Annotated in this window: 15 protein-coding genes; 9 read left to right on the top strand and 6 right to left on the bottom strand. The window is 48.3% G+C overall.

The window, feature by feature from the left end; translation table 11 throughout:
- Positions 1-387 precede the first annotated feature (387 nt).
- From CYPRO_RS05385 to CYPRO_RS05395, 3 genes are all read right to left on the bottom strand, one after another.
- Positions 388-1,053: a hypothetical protein gene (locus tag CYPRO_RS05385; protein ID WP_114983629.1), complete on the bottom strand. Its 666-nt coding sequence runs from the start codon at positions 1,051-1,053 to the stop codon at positions 388-390.
- Positions 1,054-1,172: 119 nt separating this feature from the next.
- Entirely contained in the window at positions 1,173-1,856 is a 684-nt protein-coding gene (locus tag CYPRO_RS05390; RefSeq protein WP_114983630.1) for a hypothetical protein, read from the bottom strand.
- Positions 1,857-2,219: 363 nt separating this feature from the next.
- Positions 2,220-2,903: a DUF805 domain-containing protein gene (locus tag CYPRO_RS05395; RefSeq protein WP_114985713.1), complete on the bottom strand. Its 684-nt coding sequence runs from the start codon at positions 2,901-2,903 to the stop codon at positions 2,220-2,222.
- 545 nt (positions 2,904-3,448) lie between these two features.
- Between CYPRO_RS05395 and CYPRO_RS05400 the strand changes: the two genes are divergently transcribed.
- The gene (locus CYPRO_RS05400) at positions 3,449-4,624 is read left to right on the top strand and encodes an ATP-binding protein (RefSeq protein ID WP_114983631.1); all 1,176 of its coding nucleotides are present in this window, start codon (positions 3,449-3,451) and stop codon (positions 4,622-4,624) included.
- 311 nt (positions 4,625-4,935) lie between these two features.
- Here the strand turns inward: CYPRO_RS05400 and CYPRO_RS05405 are convergent, their stop codons facing one another.
- On the bottom strand, positions 4,936-5,532 hold the full coding sequence (locus CYPRO_RS05405; RefSeq protein ID WP_240644846.1) for an LOG family protein: 597 nt from the start codon (positions 5,530-5,532) through the stop codon (positions 4,936-4,938).
- A gap of 490 nt (positions 5,533-6,022) precedes the next feature.
- Between CYPRO_RS05405 and CYPRO_RS05410 the strand changes: the two genes are divergently transcribed.
- Genes CYPRO_RS05410 through CYPRO_RS05420 form a run of 3 tightly spaced genes read left to right on the top strand, consistent with a single transcriptional unit; the run spans position 6,023 to position 8,111 of the window.
- Positions 6,023-6,877 carry a DUF432 domain-containing protein gene (locus CYPRO_RS05410; RefSeq protein ID WP_114983632.1) on the top strand — a complete coding sequence of 285 codons (855 nt, stop codon included), beginning with the start codon at positions 6,023-6,025 and terminating at the stop codon, positions 6,875-6,877.
- A gap of 49 nt (positions 6,878-6,926) precedes the next feature.
- Positions 6,927-7,784, top strand: a complete 858-nt coding sequence (locus CYPRO_RS05415) for a mechanosensitive ion channel family protein (protein ID WP_114983633.1) — start codon at positions 6,927-6,929, stop codon at positions 7,782-7,784.
- A gap of 18 nt (positions 7,785-7,802) precedes the next feature.
- Complete coding sequence (locus tag CYPRO_RS05420) at positions 7,803-8,111, top strand: DUF4286 family protein (RefSeq protein WP_114983634.1); 309 nt, start codon at positions 7,803-7,805, stop codon at positions 8,109-8,111.
- A gap of 297 nt (positions 8,112-8,408) precedes the next feature.
- On the opposite strand, the gene CYPRO_RS05425 is transcribed toward CYPRO_RS05420, so the two are convergent.
- Positions 8,409-12,125, bottom strand: a complete 3,717-nt coding sequence (locus CYPRO_RS05425) for a S8 family serine peptidase (protein WP_114983635.1) — start codon at positions 12,123-12,125, stop codon at positions 8,409-8,411.
- 532 nt (positions 12,126-12,657) lie between these two features.
- Between CYPRO_RS05425 and CYPRO_RS05430 the strand changes: the two genes are divergently transcribed.
- The 5 genes from CYPRO_RS05430 (at position 12,658) to CYPRO_RS05450 (ending at position 17,083) form a co-directional block, all read left to right on the top strand.
- Complete coding sequence (locus CYPRO_RS05430; protein ID WP_114983636.1) at positions 12,658-13,152, top strand: DUF4920 domain-containing protein; 495 nt, start codon at positions 12,658-12,660, stop codon at positions 13,150-13,152.
- A complete protein-coding gene (locus CYPRO_RS05435; RefSeq protein ID WP_114983637.1) occupies positions 13,149-13,586 on the top strand; it encodes a hypothetical protein in 438 nt (145 codons plus the stop codon). Before CYPRO_RS05430 ends, CYPRO_RS05435 begins: the two co-directional genes overlap by 4 nt.
- 40 nt (positions 13,587-13,626) lie before the next feature.
- Complete coding sequence (locus CYPRO_RS05440; protein WP_114983638.1) at positions 13,627-15,315, top strand: potassium channel family protein; 1,689 nt, start codon at positions 13,627-13,629, stop codon at positions 15,313-15,315.
- Positions 15,312-15,692 (top strand): hypothetical protein, encoded by a 381-nt coding sequence (locus CYPRO_RS05445; RefSeq protein WP_114983639.1) that lies wholly within the window; start codon positions 15,312-15,314, stop codon positions 15,690-15,692. The genes CYPRO_RS05440 and CYPRO_RS05445 overlap by 4 nt, the downstream gene beginning before the upstream one ends.
- Before the next feature lie 194 nt (positions 15,693-15,886).
- Positions 15,887-17,083, top strand: a complete 1,197-nt coding sequence (locus tag CYPRO_RS05450) for a phosphoglycerate kinase (RefSeq protein ID WP_114983640.1) — start codon at positions 15,887-15,889, stop codon at positions 17,081-17,083.
- 275 nt (positions 17,084-17,358) lie between these two features.
- Here CYPRO_RS05450 and CYPRO_RS05455 read toward each other — a convergent pair whose 3' ends face one another.
- The gene (locus CYPRO_RS05455; RefSeq protein WP_114983641.1) at positions 17,359-17,967 is read right to left on the bottom strand and encodes a GNAT family N-acetyltransferase; all 609 of its coding nucleotides are present in this window, start codon (positions 17,965-17,967) and stop codon (positions 17,359-17,361) included.
- Between the last annotated feature and the right edge of the window lie 566 nt (positions 17,968-18,533).

Below are 18,533 nucleotides of genomic sequence, written 5' to 3' on the forward strand. Positions count from 1 at the left end.
AGCACTAAGCAATTGATCAATATTGATGTCGTCTGAAGGGAAGTGGGATAAAAAATCTCTGCATCGGACGTACTTTCTATAATGAAAGTTTGAAATTCATGCACTGGGGTTTCGGTGATGAAGTGATCAATTGGCGTTGTGAAATCAACACGTTTTGCGGTTGCCTCATGTTCTGAGTTAGCTATGTTGCAGGAGGTAAGCAGAGAAGCTGTGATTAAGAAGGATAGTACTGTATATCGCATGAGAATTTCATTTGTGTTTCATTGGTTTTGTTTTGTGCTAAATAACGGTCTTGCGTTTCTGCTGCCGAGCTCAAAGCGCCGGTGTTTAGCAAACGATCTGAACCGGTCAGCAGGAAACGCTTGTTATGTACAATGACGCAAGGGATTAATTAATTTTATACCCTATTAATAGGCGAAAGTGGTTTTGTCTAAAACTCATATTTTGAGCTGCTTGACTGTTATTTTGTAAGTCTGTCAATCCAAACCAACCTTCTGCTCCAATTGAAAATTTTTCATTTAATATATACTCACCTCTGAGCCCCGCGTCTATTGAAGAGTTGGCAAAAAAAGCATCATAATTTCGCCAGTCCCAATCTGCAGTTGCAGAAATGAAGTAGTCATAACGATCTGAGATGGTCAAATGATGATTATACTTTGCACCCAAACCAAAGCGAAAATCCGCAATAGGGTAAAGACCAAACAGGCCAAATTCTAAAGCTTGTATTTTTACCTGACTGCTAAATTTAACATCACCTGCCGGATAGTCACCGGAATCTTTCCCGCCAAATTGATTATAGCCTGCAAATGAGTGGATTGCAAAACCAGTTGAAGTATTTAATTCAAGATATATTCTGGCAGAAGGCATAACAGAAAAGGCGGTTCTATCATGCATTGCAGGTGAATCTGCTTGCATAAATAGTTGATTGTGACCACCCCCAAGTTCAATTCCAAAATTCAGAAGTGTACTCGACGCATTCTGACCAAAAGATGACAATGGTAGAATCAAAAAAAGAATCCCAATGATAACGGTGTGATTTGTTTTTTTTGTCATGGCACTTAGGTTTTTTATTGTACATAACGGCTTGGCGTTTGTGCTGCGGGGCGACCAAGACTGAGTTTAAGCAACCAGCGCTCAGCCGTCAGCACGAAACGCTTGTTATAGGTAATAGCTTATGAGATTTCAATAAAATCCCATCTCATCTTAAATTTAGACCAGCTTTTTTCCCAACAAGTATCAACATATGCTTCTATCTGTATCATTTGTATGGAAAAGCCACAATAATCATTTAAGTATCTAACAGTCTTTTTCAATTGTGTTTTAAAGTCCTCATCAATAAGAAGTCCTGATTTTGGTAGCAATCTTATTTCTTTGTTTGTTAAATTATTAACTTTTATAAAATTACTATATTTCCGTTTTAGTATGTTTCTTGTTGTATCATTGACAATCTTAGCAAGATATTTATCATTATGAATATTTAAGTAGTCTATATTGATATCTTGATAGAATAAATCAGATATATATCTCAATAATTGTCCATGAGAATCATGGGAATTCCCACCAATCTTCAACTCACATGGTAAAACTGCTCCATCTTCCCTTAAATATAAAAAATCAATTCTTTGATCTTCGTCACCACCTTTGAATTCAGCCCCAACCAATGTATATCCCTGAGCAGGAAAGTTATTCCAAATATCACTTTTCTGAATTATTTTCGCTAGATCTTTTACTTCTTTATAACCTAAATCTTCTTTTAAATTGATTCGATTATTTAAAGGAGTCTCGTATTCAATCCATTCATCTGGATTTGGTGGCTGAATACCAAAGGCTCCGTCTTCGTTAAAATATAGTTTCATATTTGAAGTGGCTTAGGTTCATTGGAATTTGTGTTTGATTTATTTAGCATGAATGTTAATTATTGAGCAAAAGGTTAATGAATTAAGATTGATGTAATATCAACAATGGAAGAATATCTGAGAAGTTTATTATAAATCTCAATTAATTCTTATCAAGAATCAAAGAGTTCTTTTCCTTCAAATAATATTTCGGTAGTAAATAAATAAATGCTAAAGGGGTAAACCTATAACGACCCAGCGTTTAATGGGCTTGGCCTTTAAAGCAAATAATGTGAGAAATTTATAAATAGGGTGCAAGCGCCGAACGCGAAATCATGCCTTGCGTGGCCAAGTCCCATTGAAACGCTTGTTATGGCTCATGTGCTAAAGCCCTAATATTTTTTGCTTCTTTGATTTGAATTCTTCCTCAGATATTACGCCTCTTTCTTTGAGATTGGCAAGCTTTTCCAAATATTCCAGATCAGTAATTTTATAATCATGAGTTAAACTTTGTTCATTCTCTCTGTTTGGTTTATTTTTTGAGAACGATGGTTTTATAAATTCACGATTCGTTATCCGCTCACTTTTCTTTGGATCTTCTCCAAATTCATTTTTTCCAGGGTAACTATCTTTGATAAGCATGAAAATATAAAAGAATAGATTTACTATCGGCACTAACAACAAGAAAACAAATACCCCTTCGAGATTCATGTCATGTAATCTTTTCACCCCCTGAATCATGCTTACTATTCCCAAACCTATAATGATTAGAAGAAAAAATATGATTATACCAGGGTATTGGTAAAGACCAGTATCTGATGGAAATGCAAAGAAAAGATTAGGTATTGCTAGTAGTAGGCTACGAATAAAATATGTACTTCTTCTAATTCGCCCATCGGTTGAAAAAAAATCATCTTCAACTATATGTAGATTGTTTCCCTTTTCTATGATATTTAGGCTACCTGAATAACTTTTAGAGAGAAAATTGTGGTTGCATGTCACGCATCTTGGATAAGCTTTATGCATTACCTCTCCACATTTGGGACACTCTTTTAAACCTTTTGCCATATAAGGTATTATTTTTTAGTTAGAGCCATAACTACTTATTGAGCGACGGTCAATATACTCCCACTAGTCGTATAAGTAAAGAATTATCTACTTATGCGACGCCCGGGTACGCATTAAGTACTTCAATTGTCACTTAATGATTATCCAGATCAACCAATTCTCTGAGTTGTATAAGGAAATACTTATACGATTTCAATCAATAAGTGCACGCTGCGAACCGGAGCAGAAGGTAATCGTTCTGACAGGGCAAGTATCATCGTTTTATTTGCCAAAAATTGTCATCACCGGCTCAATCGGTGCATATCGCTTCCTCCACCTCCCAAACCGCACCCAAACACCATTTCCCCCAAGCCTACCGTGAAATCCGGTTATGCCATGTGCATTTTTCATGGTAGATATTAAAAAGTACCGTGAAAATCGATTATGCCATGCGCGGATTTCACGGTAGGCTTGTAGGGTTTACCGTGAAAATCGATTATATTGTGAGCGATTTTCACGGTTAGCGACCTTTCCGGTAAGCTTCAACATTCAGGACGGAACCACAAATGGATATATCTTTATACACCCGCACCAAACAGGCCAAGCTCGAGGATCTGATGATTGATTACCCCGCGGTCGCAATTGTTGGGGCACGTCAGGTTGGTAAGACAACATTGGCGAGACAAATTGCGGCTTCACGGCAAAAAGAAGCACTCTATCTTGATATGGAGTCACCCCGGGATGTTTCCAAACTTCAGGAAGCAGAGCTCTTTTTTGAGCTGCATGCGGATAAGCTGATCATTATCGATGAAATTCAGCATAAACCGGAGCTTTTTGGCGTACTTCGGTCCGTGATTGACAGCGATCAGCGAGGGGGTAGATTTCTGATTTTAGGTTCAGCATCTCCGGTGCTGATTCGAAAAACGATGGAGTCACTGGCGGGCCGCATATCTTATCAGGAGCTGCATCCTTTAAGCTTTATTGAGGTTGGCGGGCAGGATTTACTCAAGAAGCTGTGGTTTCGGGGAGGTTTCCCCAAGTCTTTTCTTGCCCGAAATGATGATGTTGCTATGCAATGGCACAGGGATTTTCTGATTACGTTTGTAGAGCGCGATTTGTCCGTTTTGGGTCTCAACACGGACTACACCAAACTCCGTGAGTTTCTCATTCTTCTTGCGCAGCAACAGGGTTCACACCTAAATCAGGAAACGCTCGGGCGCTCGCTCGGTGTGAGCCGCTCAACCATTAACCGCTACATTCACTACCTGACGCACGCGTACATTATTCGTTTGCTGCGGCCCTGGTCCACCAATGTTGGTAAGCGCATGGTGAAAGCACCGAAGGTGTACATCCGGGATAGCGGTTATTTTCACTCCCTGCTCGATATTGACAGTTATGATGACCTTCAGGTGAATATCGCGGTTGGAGGCTCGTGGGAAGGCTTTGTGGTAGAGCAGACGATGGCGGTGCTGCCGACAAGCTGCAAGCTTTATTTTTCACGAACCCATCACGGGGCAGAGGCAGATTTAGTGCTGGTAAAACATGGTAAGCCGATTGCCTGTGCCGATGCCAAGCGGAGTCAGGCCCCGAAACTGGAGAAGGGGTTTCTCAATGTGATTGAGGACAACGATACCTCCCGAAACTTCATGATTATTCCCGCTGATGAAGACTATCCGGTACACCGGAAGGTTCAGGTAACCGGACTTCAGCAATGGCTGGATTTTGTGCAGGCGCAGGAGTGAGATGAGAAACGCTCGCCCCCCCCAAAACCCCACCCAAACACCCTTTTCCCCAAACCAACCGTGAAATCCGGTTATGTCGTGTGCGATTTTCACGGTAGATTTTAAAAAGTACCGTGAAAATCGATTATATCATGCGCGGATTTCACGGTAGAACGGTCGGGCTGATTTTGGTCGCCTGGTATTTGAGATGCATGCTATCCTTGATTTGTGCGTGCCGATGCAAGCGGTCGCATTTCCGCGGTACTTTGAGATTCGCGCAAATCTGTTTCAATCCTGCAATTCGGTTATCGAGCAGAAGCAGGGAGGAGGTCTCAGATTCTGTCGCGGGTCATGAGTTTGCCGAGTTGGGGTGGGGTGAAGGCTTCGATTTTTTTGAGGAGGGCTTCGGGCTCGGTGTCGTGGATGAAGATGTGCCGGTGGGCTTCGCGGATGAAGCCTTTTTGGAACATGGTTTCGGCGAGCAGCAGCAGCGGGTCGTAGAAGCCGCCGGTGTTGAGCAGGCCAATGGGTTTCTGATGGAGGCCGAGCTGCGCCCAGGTGAGCATTTCGAAGAGTTCTTCCATGGTGCCGAAACCGCCGGGCAGGGCGAGGATGACGTCGGCGCGCTCGTACATCATCAGCTTGCGTTCGTGCATGGTTTCGACCATAATCAGCTCGGTGAGGCCGTGATGCGCGACTTCGCGGGCTTCCAGGAATTGGGGCAGGATGCCGGTCACCGTGCCGCCGGCTGCAAGGGCACCATCGGCGACCGCGCCCATGACCCCGACTTTGGCCCCGCCGTACACGATGCCCATGCCGCGCGAAGCGATGAGGCGTCCGGTTTGAGCGGCCTGTTCGCAGTATTCGGCTTGATTGCCGGGGGAAGATCCGCAGTAAACAGCGATGGTAGAAATAGGGTGAGGTTGCATGGGATGTAAGTCAGGTTAAGGGTTGGGCTGCATAATAGGTGGTTTGATCGCAAAATGCACCGCTTAGGATTCGATTCTTTTGGAGAGGGGGGACAGACCGCGGACCGCTGACCGCAGGGGTGCCGTTAAGGTATCTTTCCCTGTTGCGCGGAAATTTTACCTTGGTTCATTAGATCAAGTAGTTCGGTATTGGTACAAAACCCAAAAAGCAAGGGATTAATCTCCGGTTTGGGGGCTTTTGATCTTTCAGGGAGCCCCTGATGTTCACGGAGTTTTCCCTAAAAAAACAGAGCTATTTTCAGCTTGTGGCTGGTAGCAGGGGGAAATGGCGGGGTAAGCGGTTTCCGGTGGGGGTCTTGCTGAGCGTGTGATAGGGGCGGGTAAGGCGGATTTGAAAAGTGGTGAAAGGCGGCGGCTTCATTTTATTGTGAGCCGCTTTTTTTATAGCTTACAGAATTATAACCATACTGTTCACCAATTGGGAAGCTTCATGATTTGGGGAGATTATTCGCTGGAAGACGGGGTGCGTAAGTCTGTGTGTCTCGATGATTTACTGAATATTCACCTGAAGGGGAACGGGTCGGAGCTTTGGCTGGCCTATGACCGGAACCGTGAGCTGCCGCCGGATATTAATGATGAGGATGACGCTGACCATGATGGCGGTGCAGATGATGATGAGGGGCAGGCTTCGTCGGATGATACTGATCATGATGTGCATACCATTGATGAAAATCAGTGGACCCGCTGGCGGCTGCGGTCTGCAAAGCCGGTTATCAGCCTGAGTCCGGCTTTTCCTAACCTGCCGTTCGTGGTGCACCCCGAGCACAATTATCAGCTTGCGCCGGGTGCGGAAACGCGTCTGTTTATGCGTATTCCGGTCGCGGTTACGGTCGCGGATAAAACGGATAACAACCTGAGGCTGACCGAAATTAATGCCGTGGAACTGGTAAAGACCTGGTTTGGCACGTTTGAGAGCGGGGAGGTTTGCTATTGGGTGAAGACGGTGGCTTCGCTGAAAGTGCGGCCCGAAATGGTGCGTGCACACCGCTGTTACTGTCCGGTGCTGATCCGCAATGAATCAGACGATTTCCTGCATATCGAAAAAATCTGCCTGCGCGTGGAGCGGCTTTCGATTTTCGAAAAGAACGGCATGCTTTGGAGCGATCAGATGAGGGTTGTGCATAAAGGCGGGGATAATTTCAGTGACCTTACGGTTGACGGGCGTCCGCCCGCCGAGGCTGAAGGCGCTACGCTGCTGACCCGGCCCCGCAATCCTGTACGGGAGGGGATTGCGCTGCGTACGTTCAAGGCGCTCAATCAGCTGCCTGTCATCAACATGTTCTGAGCCCGCTCACGGCGGGTTAACTTTAAGTTATTACAGAGAGATTTGCATTATGGAATTTTGGAATTACACGCTGAATGTAGAAGTCCTGATCCGCGTGAGCGTGCTGGTATTTGTCGGGATTCCGCTGCTGGGGTTGATCCGGAAGTGGGTACGGACTTTTGTGTCAGAAAAATACAGTCCGCATTACGCGATGCTGTTTTCGAAAATCGTGTTTTATGTGGGTTTCATCATGGTGGTCGTACTTGTATTGCATGAGTTTGGTTTTAGTCTGGGGCCGCTGCTCGGGGCCGCCGGTATTTTGGGTATCGGCATTTCATTTGCATCCCAAACGAGCCTTTCCAATATCATCAGCGGTTTTTTTCTGATCGGGGAGAAGCCGTTTCAGGTGGGGGATATTGTAAAGGTGAATGATATTGTGGGCGTTGTGATGAGTATCGATACGCTTTCGGTAAAAATCCGGGTATTTGACAATCATCTTGTGCGGATTCCGAATGAAACTATGCTGAAATCACCGGTCACGAATTTTACCCGTTTTCCGATCCGGCGGGCTTCCATCAAAGTTTCTGTTGCCTATAAAGAGGATCTCGACCGGGTTCGTAAAGTGCTCACGGATATTGTGGATGATAATCCCTATGCCCTGCAGGAGCCCGCGGCGGCTATCCATTTCGACTCGTTTAACAACTCTTCGGTTGATCTCAATTTGCGGGTTTGGTCCCAAAAAGATGATTTCATCAGCATGCTTACATCGATCAATCTGGAAATCAAAAAACGCTTTGATGCGTTTGGAATCGAAATCCCGTTCCCGCATGTCACGGTGTATACGGGGGATGTCACCAAGCCCTTTCCGATTGCCATGCAGGAAGAGCGCATTGCCGACACCGATAAACTTCCCCCTAAAAAGGACTAACTTTCGGGAGCTCAGATCATGCATTTATACGTCGTAAGCATTCACATCCAAAAAGCTGCGGAGTCCCGCTGGGTTGCGTGGATGACCGAAACGCACATCCCAGAAGTGCTCGATACCGGCCTGTTTCACGGCTGTCGGATGTTCCGGTCCGAACTGCAGCACCGCGAGGGATACACAACTTACAGAATGCACTACACCCTGAAAAGCCGGCAAGCTTTCGATACGTATGAGAAAGTATTCGCGCCCGCTCTTCGCAACAGCGCACCGCCTGAATTTACCGGCAGGTTTACCGCGGAACGGGATCTTCTTGAAATGGTTGAAGAATAAAACAGTATGTCAGTATTTCAGTATGTCAGTGTGTCGCCGGACAGATGGTGTAATGTATTTTAGTGCTGAAACTTAAGGACGATAATAGCGAAAATTCATATTTTCTAAAATAAAATTATGGTATTTACTACAATGAACTGGTGTATGATGATGAAACACTGACATACTGACATACTGTTACACTGACATACTGTTCTACTGCCATACTGAAAATAAAAAAAGCTCCCGCGTTCTTCGATGAACGGGGAGCTTTTTTTTGTGCTGAAACAGCTTGAGCTATCGGTTGAAGCCGGGGGCTTATTTCACGAGCATCATTTTTTGGGTTTGGACGAAGCTGCCTGCGCGGAGGCGGTAGATGTAGATTCCGCTTGAGAGGTTGGCCGCGTCGAAGGTTGCGCCGTGGTTTCCGGCGTTTTGCATTTCGTTTACGAGCACTGCTACCCGCTGACCCTGTACGTTGAAGACTTCGAGGGTAACCTGAGCGGCTTCCGGCAGGGCGTATTCAATGCGTGTGGTGGGGTTGAACGGGTTCGGGTAGTTCTGGTTCAGGCTGAACGACGTGGGTACGCTACCTTCGGGCTCGGTTGAAACATCGGTGACTACCGTGAGGAACAGGTTGACGGTACGCTGTGGTTTGGCGGGGTCGTTGCTTTCCACAAACATGGTTGCGGTGTAATCGCCCGGAGGTACGTTGCCCCTGAAGCGCACGGTGATTTCCCGGGTGACGCCGGGCTCAACGGAACCGGTGGGAACCGGGAAGAGAATCCATATCGGAAAGCTTTGCGTTTCGCCGTTCAGCTCGGCCGGAACAGCGGTGTAACCGTCTTCTGAGGGCGCTTCACCAATAGGGCGACTGGTTGTTTCAACAAAGTCAATGGCGTAGGTCAGCAAGCTTTCCCCGGCATTGCGGATGGTCATGGGAACGCCTACGAGTCCGCCTTCGGGCACTTCAGCGGTAAGCTGCGCGCGGTTTAGACGGATATCCGGTGCGCCGGCTGCGCTGCCGTTCAGGGCAATCTCAAACGCGTGCGTAGCGGGATCGTCGGTCTGAATGCTGAGTACCGTTTCCAGTGTCTCTGTTTGAACCGGATCGTAGGTTACCGTCAGTACGGCTGAGCCGAGGGGCGGTACCGTCATTTCTTCGTTGAGGCTCACGCTAATACCTTCATTGTCGGTGCTGACTTCGGTGAAAACAAGCGGCGCACGGCCGGTATTGGTGAACTCAATCTCAAGGCTTTCGGGCCAGTCGAGATATACGAGGCCGAAATCGAGGCTGTTTGTGTCGGCGCTTACCTGCGGGGTACCACCAACGGCTTCTATGCTGACCGGCACACGCACGAGCGTGTTATCGCTGTCATTATTGAGGATAATGATCTCTGTTTCGTAGAGTCCGTTAACGAATAAATTACCGTCAATAACAAGCTCGATTTCTTCACTACTGCCGGGGGCAACAACGCCTGAAGCGGGGCTGAGGTTTACCCACTCGGGGAGGGCCGTGCCAATGTGAACCGCTTTGAAGTTATCGGCAAAGGGGGTACGGAACGAAATCTGAAGCGCGTCCTGATTGTTGCGCGGCTGAATACCGATGGTTGCGCGATCCGTAATGCCGCTCATGTTCAGGTACTGAAAACTAATGGCGCCGGAAGCCGAAAGTATGGCCTGGAAAGTATAGCTGCCGGGCGTATTGCCGTCGCCTTCAATAAGATTGTCCCACTGAATGATGAAGCGTTCGGTTGCTTGATCGTAGTAGGTGTAGATCCCGCCTTCATCACCCAGGGCCATGTTGTACCAGAACGGCACGATGAGGTCGTTCGGGAAGGTGCCGTTACCGGGTATCGGGTTGTTGTTCGGCAGGCCGTTTGCGGGGATGGTGTTGAAACTTGCAAAGCCGTTTACCGCAATGCCGATTTCGGTTTTCAGCTCATCATAGAACGGGAACGCAAAAGGCAGGTCTGTTGCACCAAAACCATTGTCGGGGTTGGAGACTTCAAGGGCTGTTCCGATTTCAGATATGTCAAGCCAGCTGAAGGTGAGGCCCTGAAGCTCTTCATCATCAAACCAGAAGTATCCGAAGTTGTCAGGTCCGCCTGCGCCGGTGAGGACGGGGTTTCCTGTTTCGGTGCCATCCGCGCCGGGGGTGAGGCGGAACAGGGCGTCGGCTGCATTTACAGGATTGCCTGCGCGCGCTGCGGTTTCGGCGAGCTCACCGGTAGGAATCACATAGCGGAGCTGACCACTACCGTTGTTGGATACGGTGAAGGTGAAGCTCGGGGTGGTTTCTACCTGTACCTGATCGGTAATACTATCCACGGATACGGCAATGGAGGCGGGTTCTTCGGTTGTGGTTGAGGCCACATTGCTCAGTTCAGAGATGTTGTTGAAGGCGTCAGTTGCGCGGATCGCGAAGTAGTAAGTAGTGCCGGGTTCGAGGTTACGCACCAGGTAGCTTTCAGCGGTACCGGAGTCGGCGGGACGCGAAACGCCTTCTACCTGTTCTGCGGCTTCAAAATTACCATCCGTAATTGGGGTAGTGCTAATGCGCACATCGTAGGCAAAAGCGCGGCCTTCCGTATCACTTGAACCGGTAGCGGTCCATTCGAGTTTGGCGAGGGTTGCATCGGTAAAGGTGACGCTCAGGTCTGTGATGGGAGCCGGTGCAATGCCGTCATCGACGAGGATGGCTTCCGCTGCATTCAGCCTGCCGCCCGAAATGGAGATGTTGGCAAAAGCCGGCAGCTGATCAACCGATTCCATCAGCCGCTCCTTGATGAACAGGTAATCGGCATTGGGATTGGCGGATAAGATCAGTCCTGCCGCGCCGGCAACATGTGGTGAGGCCATGGAAGTACCGCTTAGGTTGGCGTAGCCATTGTTAAGTACGGTAGAACGGATACCGGTGCCGGGTGCAAACATGTGGACGGTTTCAAGACCGAAACAGGAGCCGGTGTTACGTACGTCATTTGCGGTTGAATTCCCGATCGACATCACATTGTCAAAGTCGCGCATCAGGTTTGCGGGCCATACATTCAGGATATCGTTGTTGTTGGCTGAATTACCCGCAGAGGTAATGAAAAGGTGACCGGCAGCCTGCGCAGCTTCCATCATGGAAACATAGGCCGGCGGAGGATTCGGGTTGGAGGTTGGGGTCTGCGTACCATAGCTGTTGTTGGAAATCATGGCGCCGTTTTCGATGGCGTAGGCAAGGCCCTGCACAATCGCGCTTTGCGGACATCCGCTCGTGCCGCATACCCGCACGGCCATGATTTGCGCATTCCACATCACCCCTACTACGCCAATGCCGTTGTTACCGACGGCAGCAACCGTACCCGCAACGTGTGTGCCGTGCCGGTTCAAATCCATGGGATCGTTTACGGGTCCGCCTGCAAAGTTGGCACCGAAGTTTCCGTTTTCATCCTGCCACATGTTGGCCGCAAGATCAGGGTGATTATAGTCCACACCGGAGTCAAGTACTGCGATAATTACGTTCGGATCGCCCGTTTCAAGCGCCCAGGCTTGTGGTGCGGAGATACGATCCATCCCCCAGAGAACGCCGTAAAGAGGGTCGTTGGGGATAATGCCTTCATTAAAAGGTGCCGTCTGAACGTCCTGGTCCAGGGGTTCGTGATATTCTTCCACAACATCGGGCAGATGGTATACAATGTCAGGCTGAATCCATTCGATGGCTTCATGTCCGCTGAATTCGGCCATGATATTCTCAACAGAGCGTCCGTTGAGTCGCCAGACTTCCGCGCCGATAAAAGGAAGGGGAATCTCGAGTTCGGCACTCATGGCAGCGCGCAGCTGTTCAGCTTGTGCTTCCATCATCAGCCCGTCTTTCATTTTTACAATCACGCGGTTTTCGACGAATTCAATTTCGCCGAAGCCCTGCACTTCTGCAGTGACCGTGCGTTGCTCTTCGGTAAAATCATTGGCGTTCAGCTTAGCTGGCTGATATAAGCCGGCAACGAGGAGCGCAATGAGTGCGAGTAGTTTTAAGGGTAGTGTTTTCTTCATGTGGTTGGTTAATCAGATTGAGTAGTAGTAGCTACTTAGGTTGTTACGGTTGTGAAATAAATAAGTAAAACTGAGATACAGTCCGGCTTTCAGCTTCGCCATCTGAACAGCATACATCCTGCAAAACCTGTGGAAGGGCAGAGGAAGTCTGAAACAGGCAATTGACCGGAATCTGAATGGGGAAAGTGGGGCAGGGTTCCCGAAAAACCATTGGAAGCTGAGCAATGGAGATCAACAATTGAAAAGCTGAGAAAAGCGGCAAGGCAGAAAAAGGTGTACTATGGATAGGCTTTGTTCCGGTATCACAGCTTGCAACTGTGGATAAGCTTAACAATATAGCCTATTATTTTTTTAAAGTTAAACTTCGGGATCTGTGAATCAAGTGTGAATCAGCGCAGAAACAAATCCATCCTTAACAAAGCGCTTTTGTGAAGGTTCCGGAAATGAAGGGGAATCTCCCGATTTATTTGTAATTTTAAATGTTGATATTCATGTTTAAATCCTGATCATAAAACCAGACTATCCCGTACCAATGATTAAATACGCTTACCTCCTGATTCTTTTCACAGCGCTGATCGCGGCTGCATGCAGTTCGGATACTTCCGCAGATTATTCCGCTGCACCTGAAGCTACTGAAACTGAAACCGTGTTCGGTGCCCCCTTTACGCCGGCTGCATACCTGACCGCTGATGAACTTCTCCCCCTGATTACTGATGAGGAAAGCGAACTCATGCAGGTAAGTGCTGAAGTAACCGAAGTTTGTCAGACCAAAGGGTGCTGGCTGGTAATGCAGACGAGTGACGGTCAGCCGATTCGGGTTACCTTCAAAGATTACGCCTACTTCGTGCCCAAAGACCTTGCAGGGCAGCGGGTATTGATGGAGGGTGTAAGCTGGAAAGAAATTACCTCCGTTGCGCATCAACAGCATTATCTGGAAGACGCATATGCGTCAGAAGAGGAAATAGCGGCGATTACCGAGCCTAAAACCGGGTATTATTTCGAAGCAACGGGTGTCGTAATCCTATGATGAACCGCTGTGTGCTGTGCTTGTTTTTGCTCAGCTTATTCGGAACAGGACTCCTTTTTTCATGCGACTCCGCTGAAGATGAAGCGCAAAGTCTTTCGGAGCTTATGCGTGAGCGTACCAACCAAATGCAGGCGTTGCAGGCTGTTTTCGAAGCCGGCGAAATACCGGACACCGCTTCTCTGAGCTTCATCCCCTTTGTGCAGGGAGAACCTTCCCGGGAAGCACTCCGCGATCCGGGTGTGATAGGGCAGATGGAAGGCTTCGACGCCTTTTATGCCCGTTTCATGGACCATCCTACGCCCCAAAATTATCAGATTGTGGTGCAAAGCTGTGTGAGCTGTCATGAGCGGCTGTGTCCCGGCCCGCTCCGTCTCATCCGGGGCCTTGCACTGGAAGAAATTCCCGAACCGGGGCTACAGTTTTTTGATCGCTGACCTTACAACGACTTAGCACAGCATTGAGCAAAGGCATATTTTGAAGTTTGTTTCTTCCATACTGGTTGCGTTCATGCAGGAAAAAGAAGCCAAATCCAACCTGTCGGGTTTGATGAAGTTCCTGCTGTTCCTTGCAGCCATCATAGCCCTTTTCTCCATCTTGTTTCATTTACTGATGGTGTACGAAGGGCAGGATCACAGCTGGGTTTCGGGCTTTTACTGGACGCTCACGGTGATGTCAACGCTGGGCTTCGGTGATATCACTTTTCAAAGTGATTTAGGCAGGATATTTTCGATGGTCGTGCTGCTATCGGGGGTAATTTTGCTGCTTGTGCTGCTCCCCTTTACCTTCATACGGTTTTTCTATGCCCCCTGGCTGGAAGCGTATAATAAGGTTAAAACACCGACCGAGCTGCATCCGAGCATAAAGGGGCACGTGATTATTACCAATTTTGATTCGGTAGCCCGCTCCCTTATTGAGAAGCTGAATCACTTTGGTCACTCGTACTACATCCTTGTGGGCGAGCATCAGCGGGCGCTTGATCTGTATAATGAGGGCTACAAAGTTCTGGTGGGCTCTTTGGATGACCCCGAGACCTACCGCAAGATTCAGATTCAGAATGCGGCCATGGTTGTTGCAACCTGCAATGATATGCTCAATACAAACATCGCCTTCACCGTCCGTGAAATCAGCGAAAAGGTGCGCATTATCACGTTTGCAAGTTTTGAGGATTCGGTCGATATCCACAAACTGGCCGGCAGCAATACGGTCGTGCAGCTTGCGCGCATACTGGGGCAGTCGCTCGCGCGGCGTACCCTTGGCGGCAGTGCGCGGGTTCATGTGATTGGCCGTATGGATCAGCTCATTATCGGGGAGGCCCCCGTAATTGATACGCCGCTTGTTGGCAAAACGCTGGCAGAATCGAAGCTGCGGCAAATGACCGGGGTCAGCGTAATCGGGGTGTGGGAGCGCGGAAAGTTTGAATCGGCCCTGCCCGAAACGGTCATCAGAAAACATACCGTGCTGGTGCTTGCCGGTAAAGTAGATCAGCTTCGAAATTATGACGAGTATTTTGGCATCTACCATTCGGAAGATAAACCCGTCATTATCATAGGCGGCGGCAGGGTTGGCCTTTCAACGGCCAAATCGCTGGAAGACCGCATGATGGACTATGTGATTGTTGAGCGGGATCCCGCACGGGTGAAAGATCCGGCTAAATTTGTGAAGGGCGACGCGGCTGATCTTGCTACGCTCAAGAAAGCCGGCATTGACACTGCCCATACGGTCATCATTACCACGAATCTCGATGAGATGAATATCTACCTCACGCTGTACTGCCGAAGGCTGCGGCCCGATATTCAGATTACCGCCCGGGCAACGGATGACCGGAATGTGAGTAGTATGCACCGGGCAGGCGCTGATTTTGTGATGTCGTACGCTACAATGGGGGCCAACATCATTTACAATGCGCTGGATTCATCGGAAATCATTACCCTTGCTGAAGGACTTAACATATTCAGGCTTGGCGTACCCGATAAACTTGTTGGCGTTACCCTGCTTGAATCTGACATCCGGCAGGAAACCGGCTGCAGCGTTATCGCTATTAATTGTGAGGGTGAAATGAACGTGAATCCGAATCCTGAAAACAAAATACCCGCCGGCTGTGAGCTTGTTGTGATCGGGACCAAAGAGAATGAAGCTAAATTTATGGAGTACGTTAAAGCATGAGCCCGGGAGCGACGCCCAAAATATATGTCGCGGGTTTTTCTTTTACGGCTAAAGATGTTGATCAGGGTACCTTTCAGATCATCACAAAAGAGACGACGCAGCACAGGGCAGAAAAAAAGTTCATCAAAAAAATCAGGGCCTGGTCCGAGGCCTTTCCCGAACGCAGACCCGTGACGGTTTTCATACTTGATATTGCCGAGATACCGGCTAACCCTGACTTAGAGACCGTGCTGTTCTTCGAAGAGAAAGTCAGCTATGACGGAGATATGCAACGAACGGCTTTTACCGCTTTGCCACTGCGCGAACCCGGTGTAGAAACCTATGCCCTGAGCATGCCCGCCGAGCCCGTATTGTTTTGGGAGTCTGATCCGCCCTGATACAAACGAACCTCATCGGGCATAATCTACAGAATCAGGATAATTTCGTATATTCGTGTCAGATTATTAATCTATACCCCGCTGCATCACAAAAAGGGCGCAAATCCTACAGTGCAGATCATTGCTAATCCGTTTTGAAGCCGGCAACTGCCGGTTTTTTGTGTGCAGCTTAACCTTCCAAACTGTGTTATACCATGGCAAAACTAACCATTGAAGACCTCAGCCTTTCAGGCAAAAAAGTAGTCATGCGCGTTGATTTTAACGTGCCTCTAAAAGACGGTGTAATCACCGATGATAACCGCATTGTGCAGGCACTGCCAACGATTAAGTATGCCCTTGAAAAAGGGGCGGTTGTCATCTTGCTGAGTCACCTCGGCCGGCCAAAGGGCGAGCCCAATCCTGACTTCAGCCTTCGTCCCGTAGCTGATTACCTGGAAAAAGCACTTCCCGGAAACGTATTTTTTGGGGAAGACTGCGTGGGTGAAGCCGCGGAATCCGCCATCGCGCAAGCAAAATCCGGCGATGTCGTACTGCTCGAGAACGTGCGCTTCCACGCGGGTGAAACCAAGAATGATCCTGAGCTGTCTCAAAAGTTTGCAGCCCTCGGCGATGTTTTCGTGAACGACGCCTTCGGCAGTAGCCATCGTGCGCACTGCTCCGTTGCGGGTATTACTGAACACCTGCAGCCTGCAGCCGCCGGCTATCTCCTGCAGAAAGAGATTCAGTTCCTGAGCGACAGCGTCAACAGTCCGGAGCGTCCGTTTGTAGCCGTGCTTGGCGGCGCAAAAGTTTCCGACAAAATCGGTGTGATCCGCAACCTGCTTCCTAAGGTAAACACCATCATAATCGGCGGTGGTATGGCCTATACCTTTATGAAAGCAAAAGGCCTGCCTATCGGTAAATCTTTGCTGGAAGCCGATAAAGTAGATCTTGCGAAACAGCTGATTTCAGAAGCGGAAGCGCAGGGCGTGAAGCTTATGCTTCCGGTTGATTCGGTTGTTTCTAAGGAATTCAGCAACGAAGCCGAATTCAAAACGGTAGCTGAAGACGGCATCGAAGACGATTGGATGGCCCTTGATATTGGCGCTGAAACAACTAAGCTGTACAGTGATGAAGTACGCGCTGCCAAAACTGTAATCTGGAACGGCCCGATGGGGGTGTTTGAAATGTCTAATTTCAACAAGGGCACTTTTGCGCTCGCACAGGCCATGGCGGATGCTACGGCTGGTGGTGCCGTAACCATTATCGGTGGAGGCGACTCTGCTTCGGCTATTAAAAAAGCCGGACTCGCAGATAAGGTGAGTCACGTTTCAACAGGCGGAGGCGCTTCTCTTGAATACCTTGAAGGAAAAGACCTCCCGGGCATTTCCAGCCTTACCGATAAAGGCTAATCGCCAAGCCGGTTATCAGACATTACAAGACCCGCTGCAGACATCTGTAGCGGGTCTTGCTTTTTCCGGGAAACCCGCTTGGCGGATGAGGCGCAGTATGACCGGAAGGGTACCTAAGTACCCTGAGTATGAGTTTTCAGCTTCAACGCCGCCAGCGGGGAAATTTCGCAGTCTTAACACCACACACAGATTAAGGCTACCGGTGTTTTTTTCGCTAAGCCATATTTAAACTTACACTTAGCAAATAAATCCTGTTTAATTGTGAATAATGCGGGCTAAGAGTGCTCCTTCATCCAAAACATCATCTCTTTAGCGGATGAGGTATTTTCATCAAGGTCTTGCCACGAAAAAGTTGTCCGCATATCAGGCTGCATGCGGTAGCCCATCATTTCCCAGAACGAATGCAGGTTTCGGTATCCCGCTGGCTTGCGCGGGTGATTATCGGGTCGCTGTACTCCGCAAAACGCAGTAAAACGATACCCCAGTGAAAGCGCGTGTTTTTCCCGCTCCCTGATAAAGACTTTGCCGATACCCAGACCGCGATATTGTTTCAGCAAAACAGATTCACCAAAATAGAAGACCTCCTCCGGATTGATTCCTTTTGCAAGAAATGGGGCTTGTACTTCATCGGTTTCGAGCTTAAGCGGCATTCCTGAAGCCGCGCCGATAACCTTATTGTGATCTTTAGCCAGTACAAAAAGGCTTTCATTGCTGCGAAGGTAAGTTTTGAGGTATTCCCGCTCATACTCGTCAGATCCGTCGTAGAGGTACGGGAATTCATGGAAAACAGTAATGCGAAGCCAGGCAAGTACGGGTATATACTGCGCAATATCAGCGCCGCGTGCAATTTCCGTTTCGTATGCTGCGTGAGCGGTTGAAGGCATAAAATGAGGGCTTGAGCGGAATTTCCGCGATTGAAGGTTTGATGAGTTCGGCGTATCAATCATCTAATATACAATGCTATGGCAGCGAAATTAAACCCGCATTATTCACAATTAAACTGAATTTATGAGTTAAGTATTGGTTCAATTTGGCTTATCGAAAATAAGGTTAAGCCAAATTTGGATGCGGTTTAAAGACTGTGCACAGGGCGAAGCGATTCCCACGAAGTGCACCGAGCGAAGCGATTCCCGCGCAGCGAAATTTCCCCGCTGGCTGCGTTGAAGCTGAAACCTCATGCTCATGGTACTCAGGTACCCCTCCGCTGAGTTTTTGGCTTCGCCTTGCCAGCAAGAAAATTTCCTGGTGAATAATGCGGGTTAAACCTCTGAATCGCCAAATTCACCAAAAAACGTTTAAGGTTCTCAGGATTATGGCTTATATTCATAAATAAATGAAAATCAGAAAAAACAGCTCAGACGGCATTATTCAGGCGATTATTCAATCAGAATGTGCTAAAAACCTTCAGCCTTCCTACCACAACTTGTACAAAAATGGTGGTTATGTAATA

Source organism: Cyclonatronum proteinivorum (assembly GCF_003353065.1).
GTDB classification, from domain to species: Bacteria; Bacteroidota; Rhodothermia; order Balneolales; family Cyclonatronaceae; genus Cyclonatronum; species Cyclonatronum proteinivorum.

What these genes read in the sequence shown, in the direction of transcription:
- CYPRO_RS05385 (WP_114983629.1), bottom strand. Translation starts at nt 1,053, where the DNA reads ATGACAAAAAAAACAAATCACACCGTTATCATTGGGATTCTTTTTTTG.
- CYPRO_RS05390 (WP_114983630.1), bottom strand. Translation starts at nt 1,856, where the DNA reads ATGAAACTATATTTTAACGAAGACGGAGCCTTTGGTATTCAGCCACCA.
- CYPRO_RS05395 (WP_114985713.1), bottom strand. Translation starts at nt 2,903, where the DNA reads ATGGCAAAAGGTTTAAAAGAGTGTCCCAAATGTGGAGAGGTAATGCAT.
- CYPRO_RS05400 (WP_114983631.1), top strand. Translation starts at nt 3,449, where the DNA reads ATGGATATATCTTTATACACCCGCACCAAACAGGCCAAGCTCGAGGAT.
- CYPRO_RS05405 (WP_240644846.1), bottom strand. Translation starts at nt 5,532, where the DNA reads ATGCAACCTCACCCTATTTCTACCATCGCTGTTTACTGCGGATCTTCC.
- CYPRO_RS05410 (WP_114983632.1), top strand. Translation starts at nt 6,023, where the DNA reads ATGATTTGGGGAGATTATTCGCTGGAAGACGGGGTGCGTAAGTCTGTG.
- CYPRO_RS05415 (WP_114983633.1), top strand. Translation starts at nt 6,927, where the DNA reads ATGGAATTTTGGAATTACACGCTGAATGTAGAAGTCCTGATCCGCGTG.
- CYPRO_RS05420 (WP_114983634.1), top strand. Translation starts at nt 7,803, where the DNA reads ATGCATTTATACGTCGTAAGCATTCACATCCAAAAAGCTGCGGAGTCC.
- CYPRO_RS05425 (WP_114983635.1), bottom strand. Translation starts at nt 12,125, where the DNA reads ATGAAGAAAACACTACCCTTAAAACTACTCGCACTCATTGCGCTCCTC.
- CYPRO_RS05430 (WP_114983636.1), top strand. Translation starts at nt 12,658, where the DNA reads ATGATTAAATACGCTTACCTCCTGATTCTTTTCACAGCGCTGATCGCG.
- CYPRO_RS05435 (WP_114983637.1), top strand. Translation starts at nt 13,149, where the DNA reads ATGATGAACCGCTGTGTGCTGTGCTTGTTTTTGCTCAGCTTATTCGGA.
- CYPRO_RS05445 (WP_114983639.1), top strand. Translation starts at nt 15,312, where the DNA reads ATGAGCCCGGGAGCGACGCCCAAAATATATGTCGCGGGTTTTTCTTTT.
- CYPRO_RS05450 (WP_114983640.1), top strand. Translation starts at nt 15,887, where the DNA reads ATGGCAAAACTAACCATTGAAGACCTCAGCCTTTCAGGCAAAAAAGTA.
- CYPRO_RS05455 (WP_114983641.1), bottom strand. Translation starts at nt 17,967, where the DNA reads ATGCCTTCAACCGCTCACGCAGCATACGAAACGGAAATTGCACGCGGC.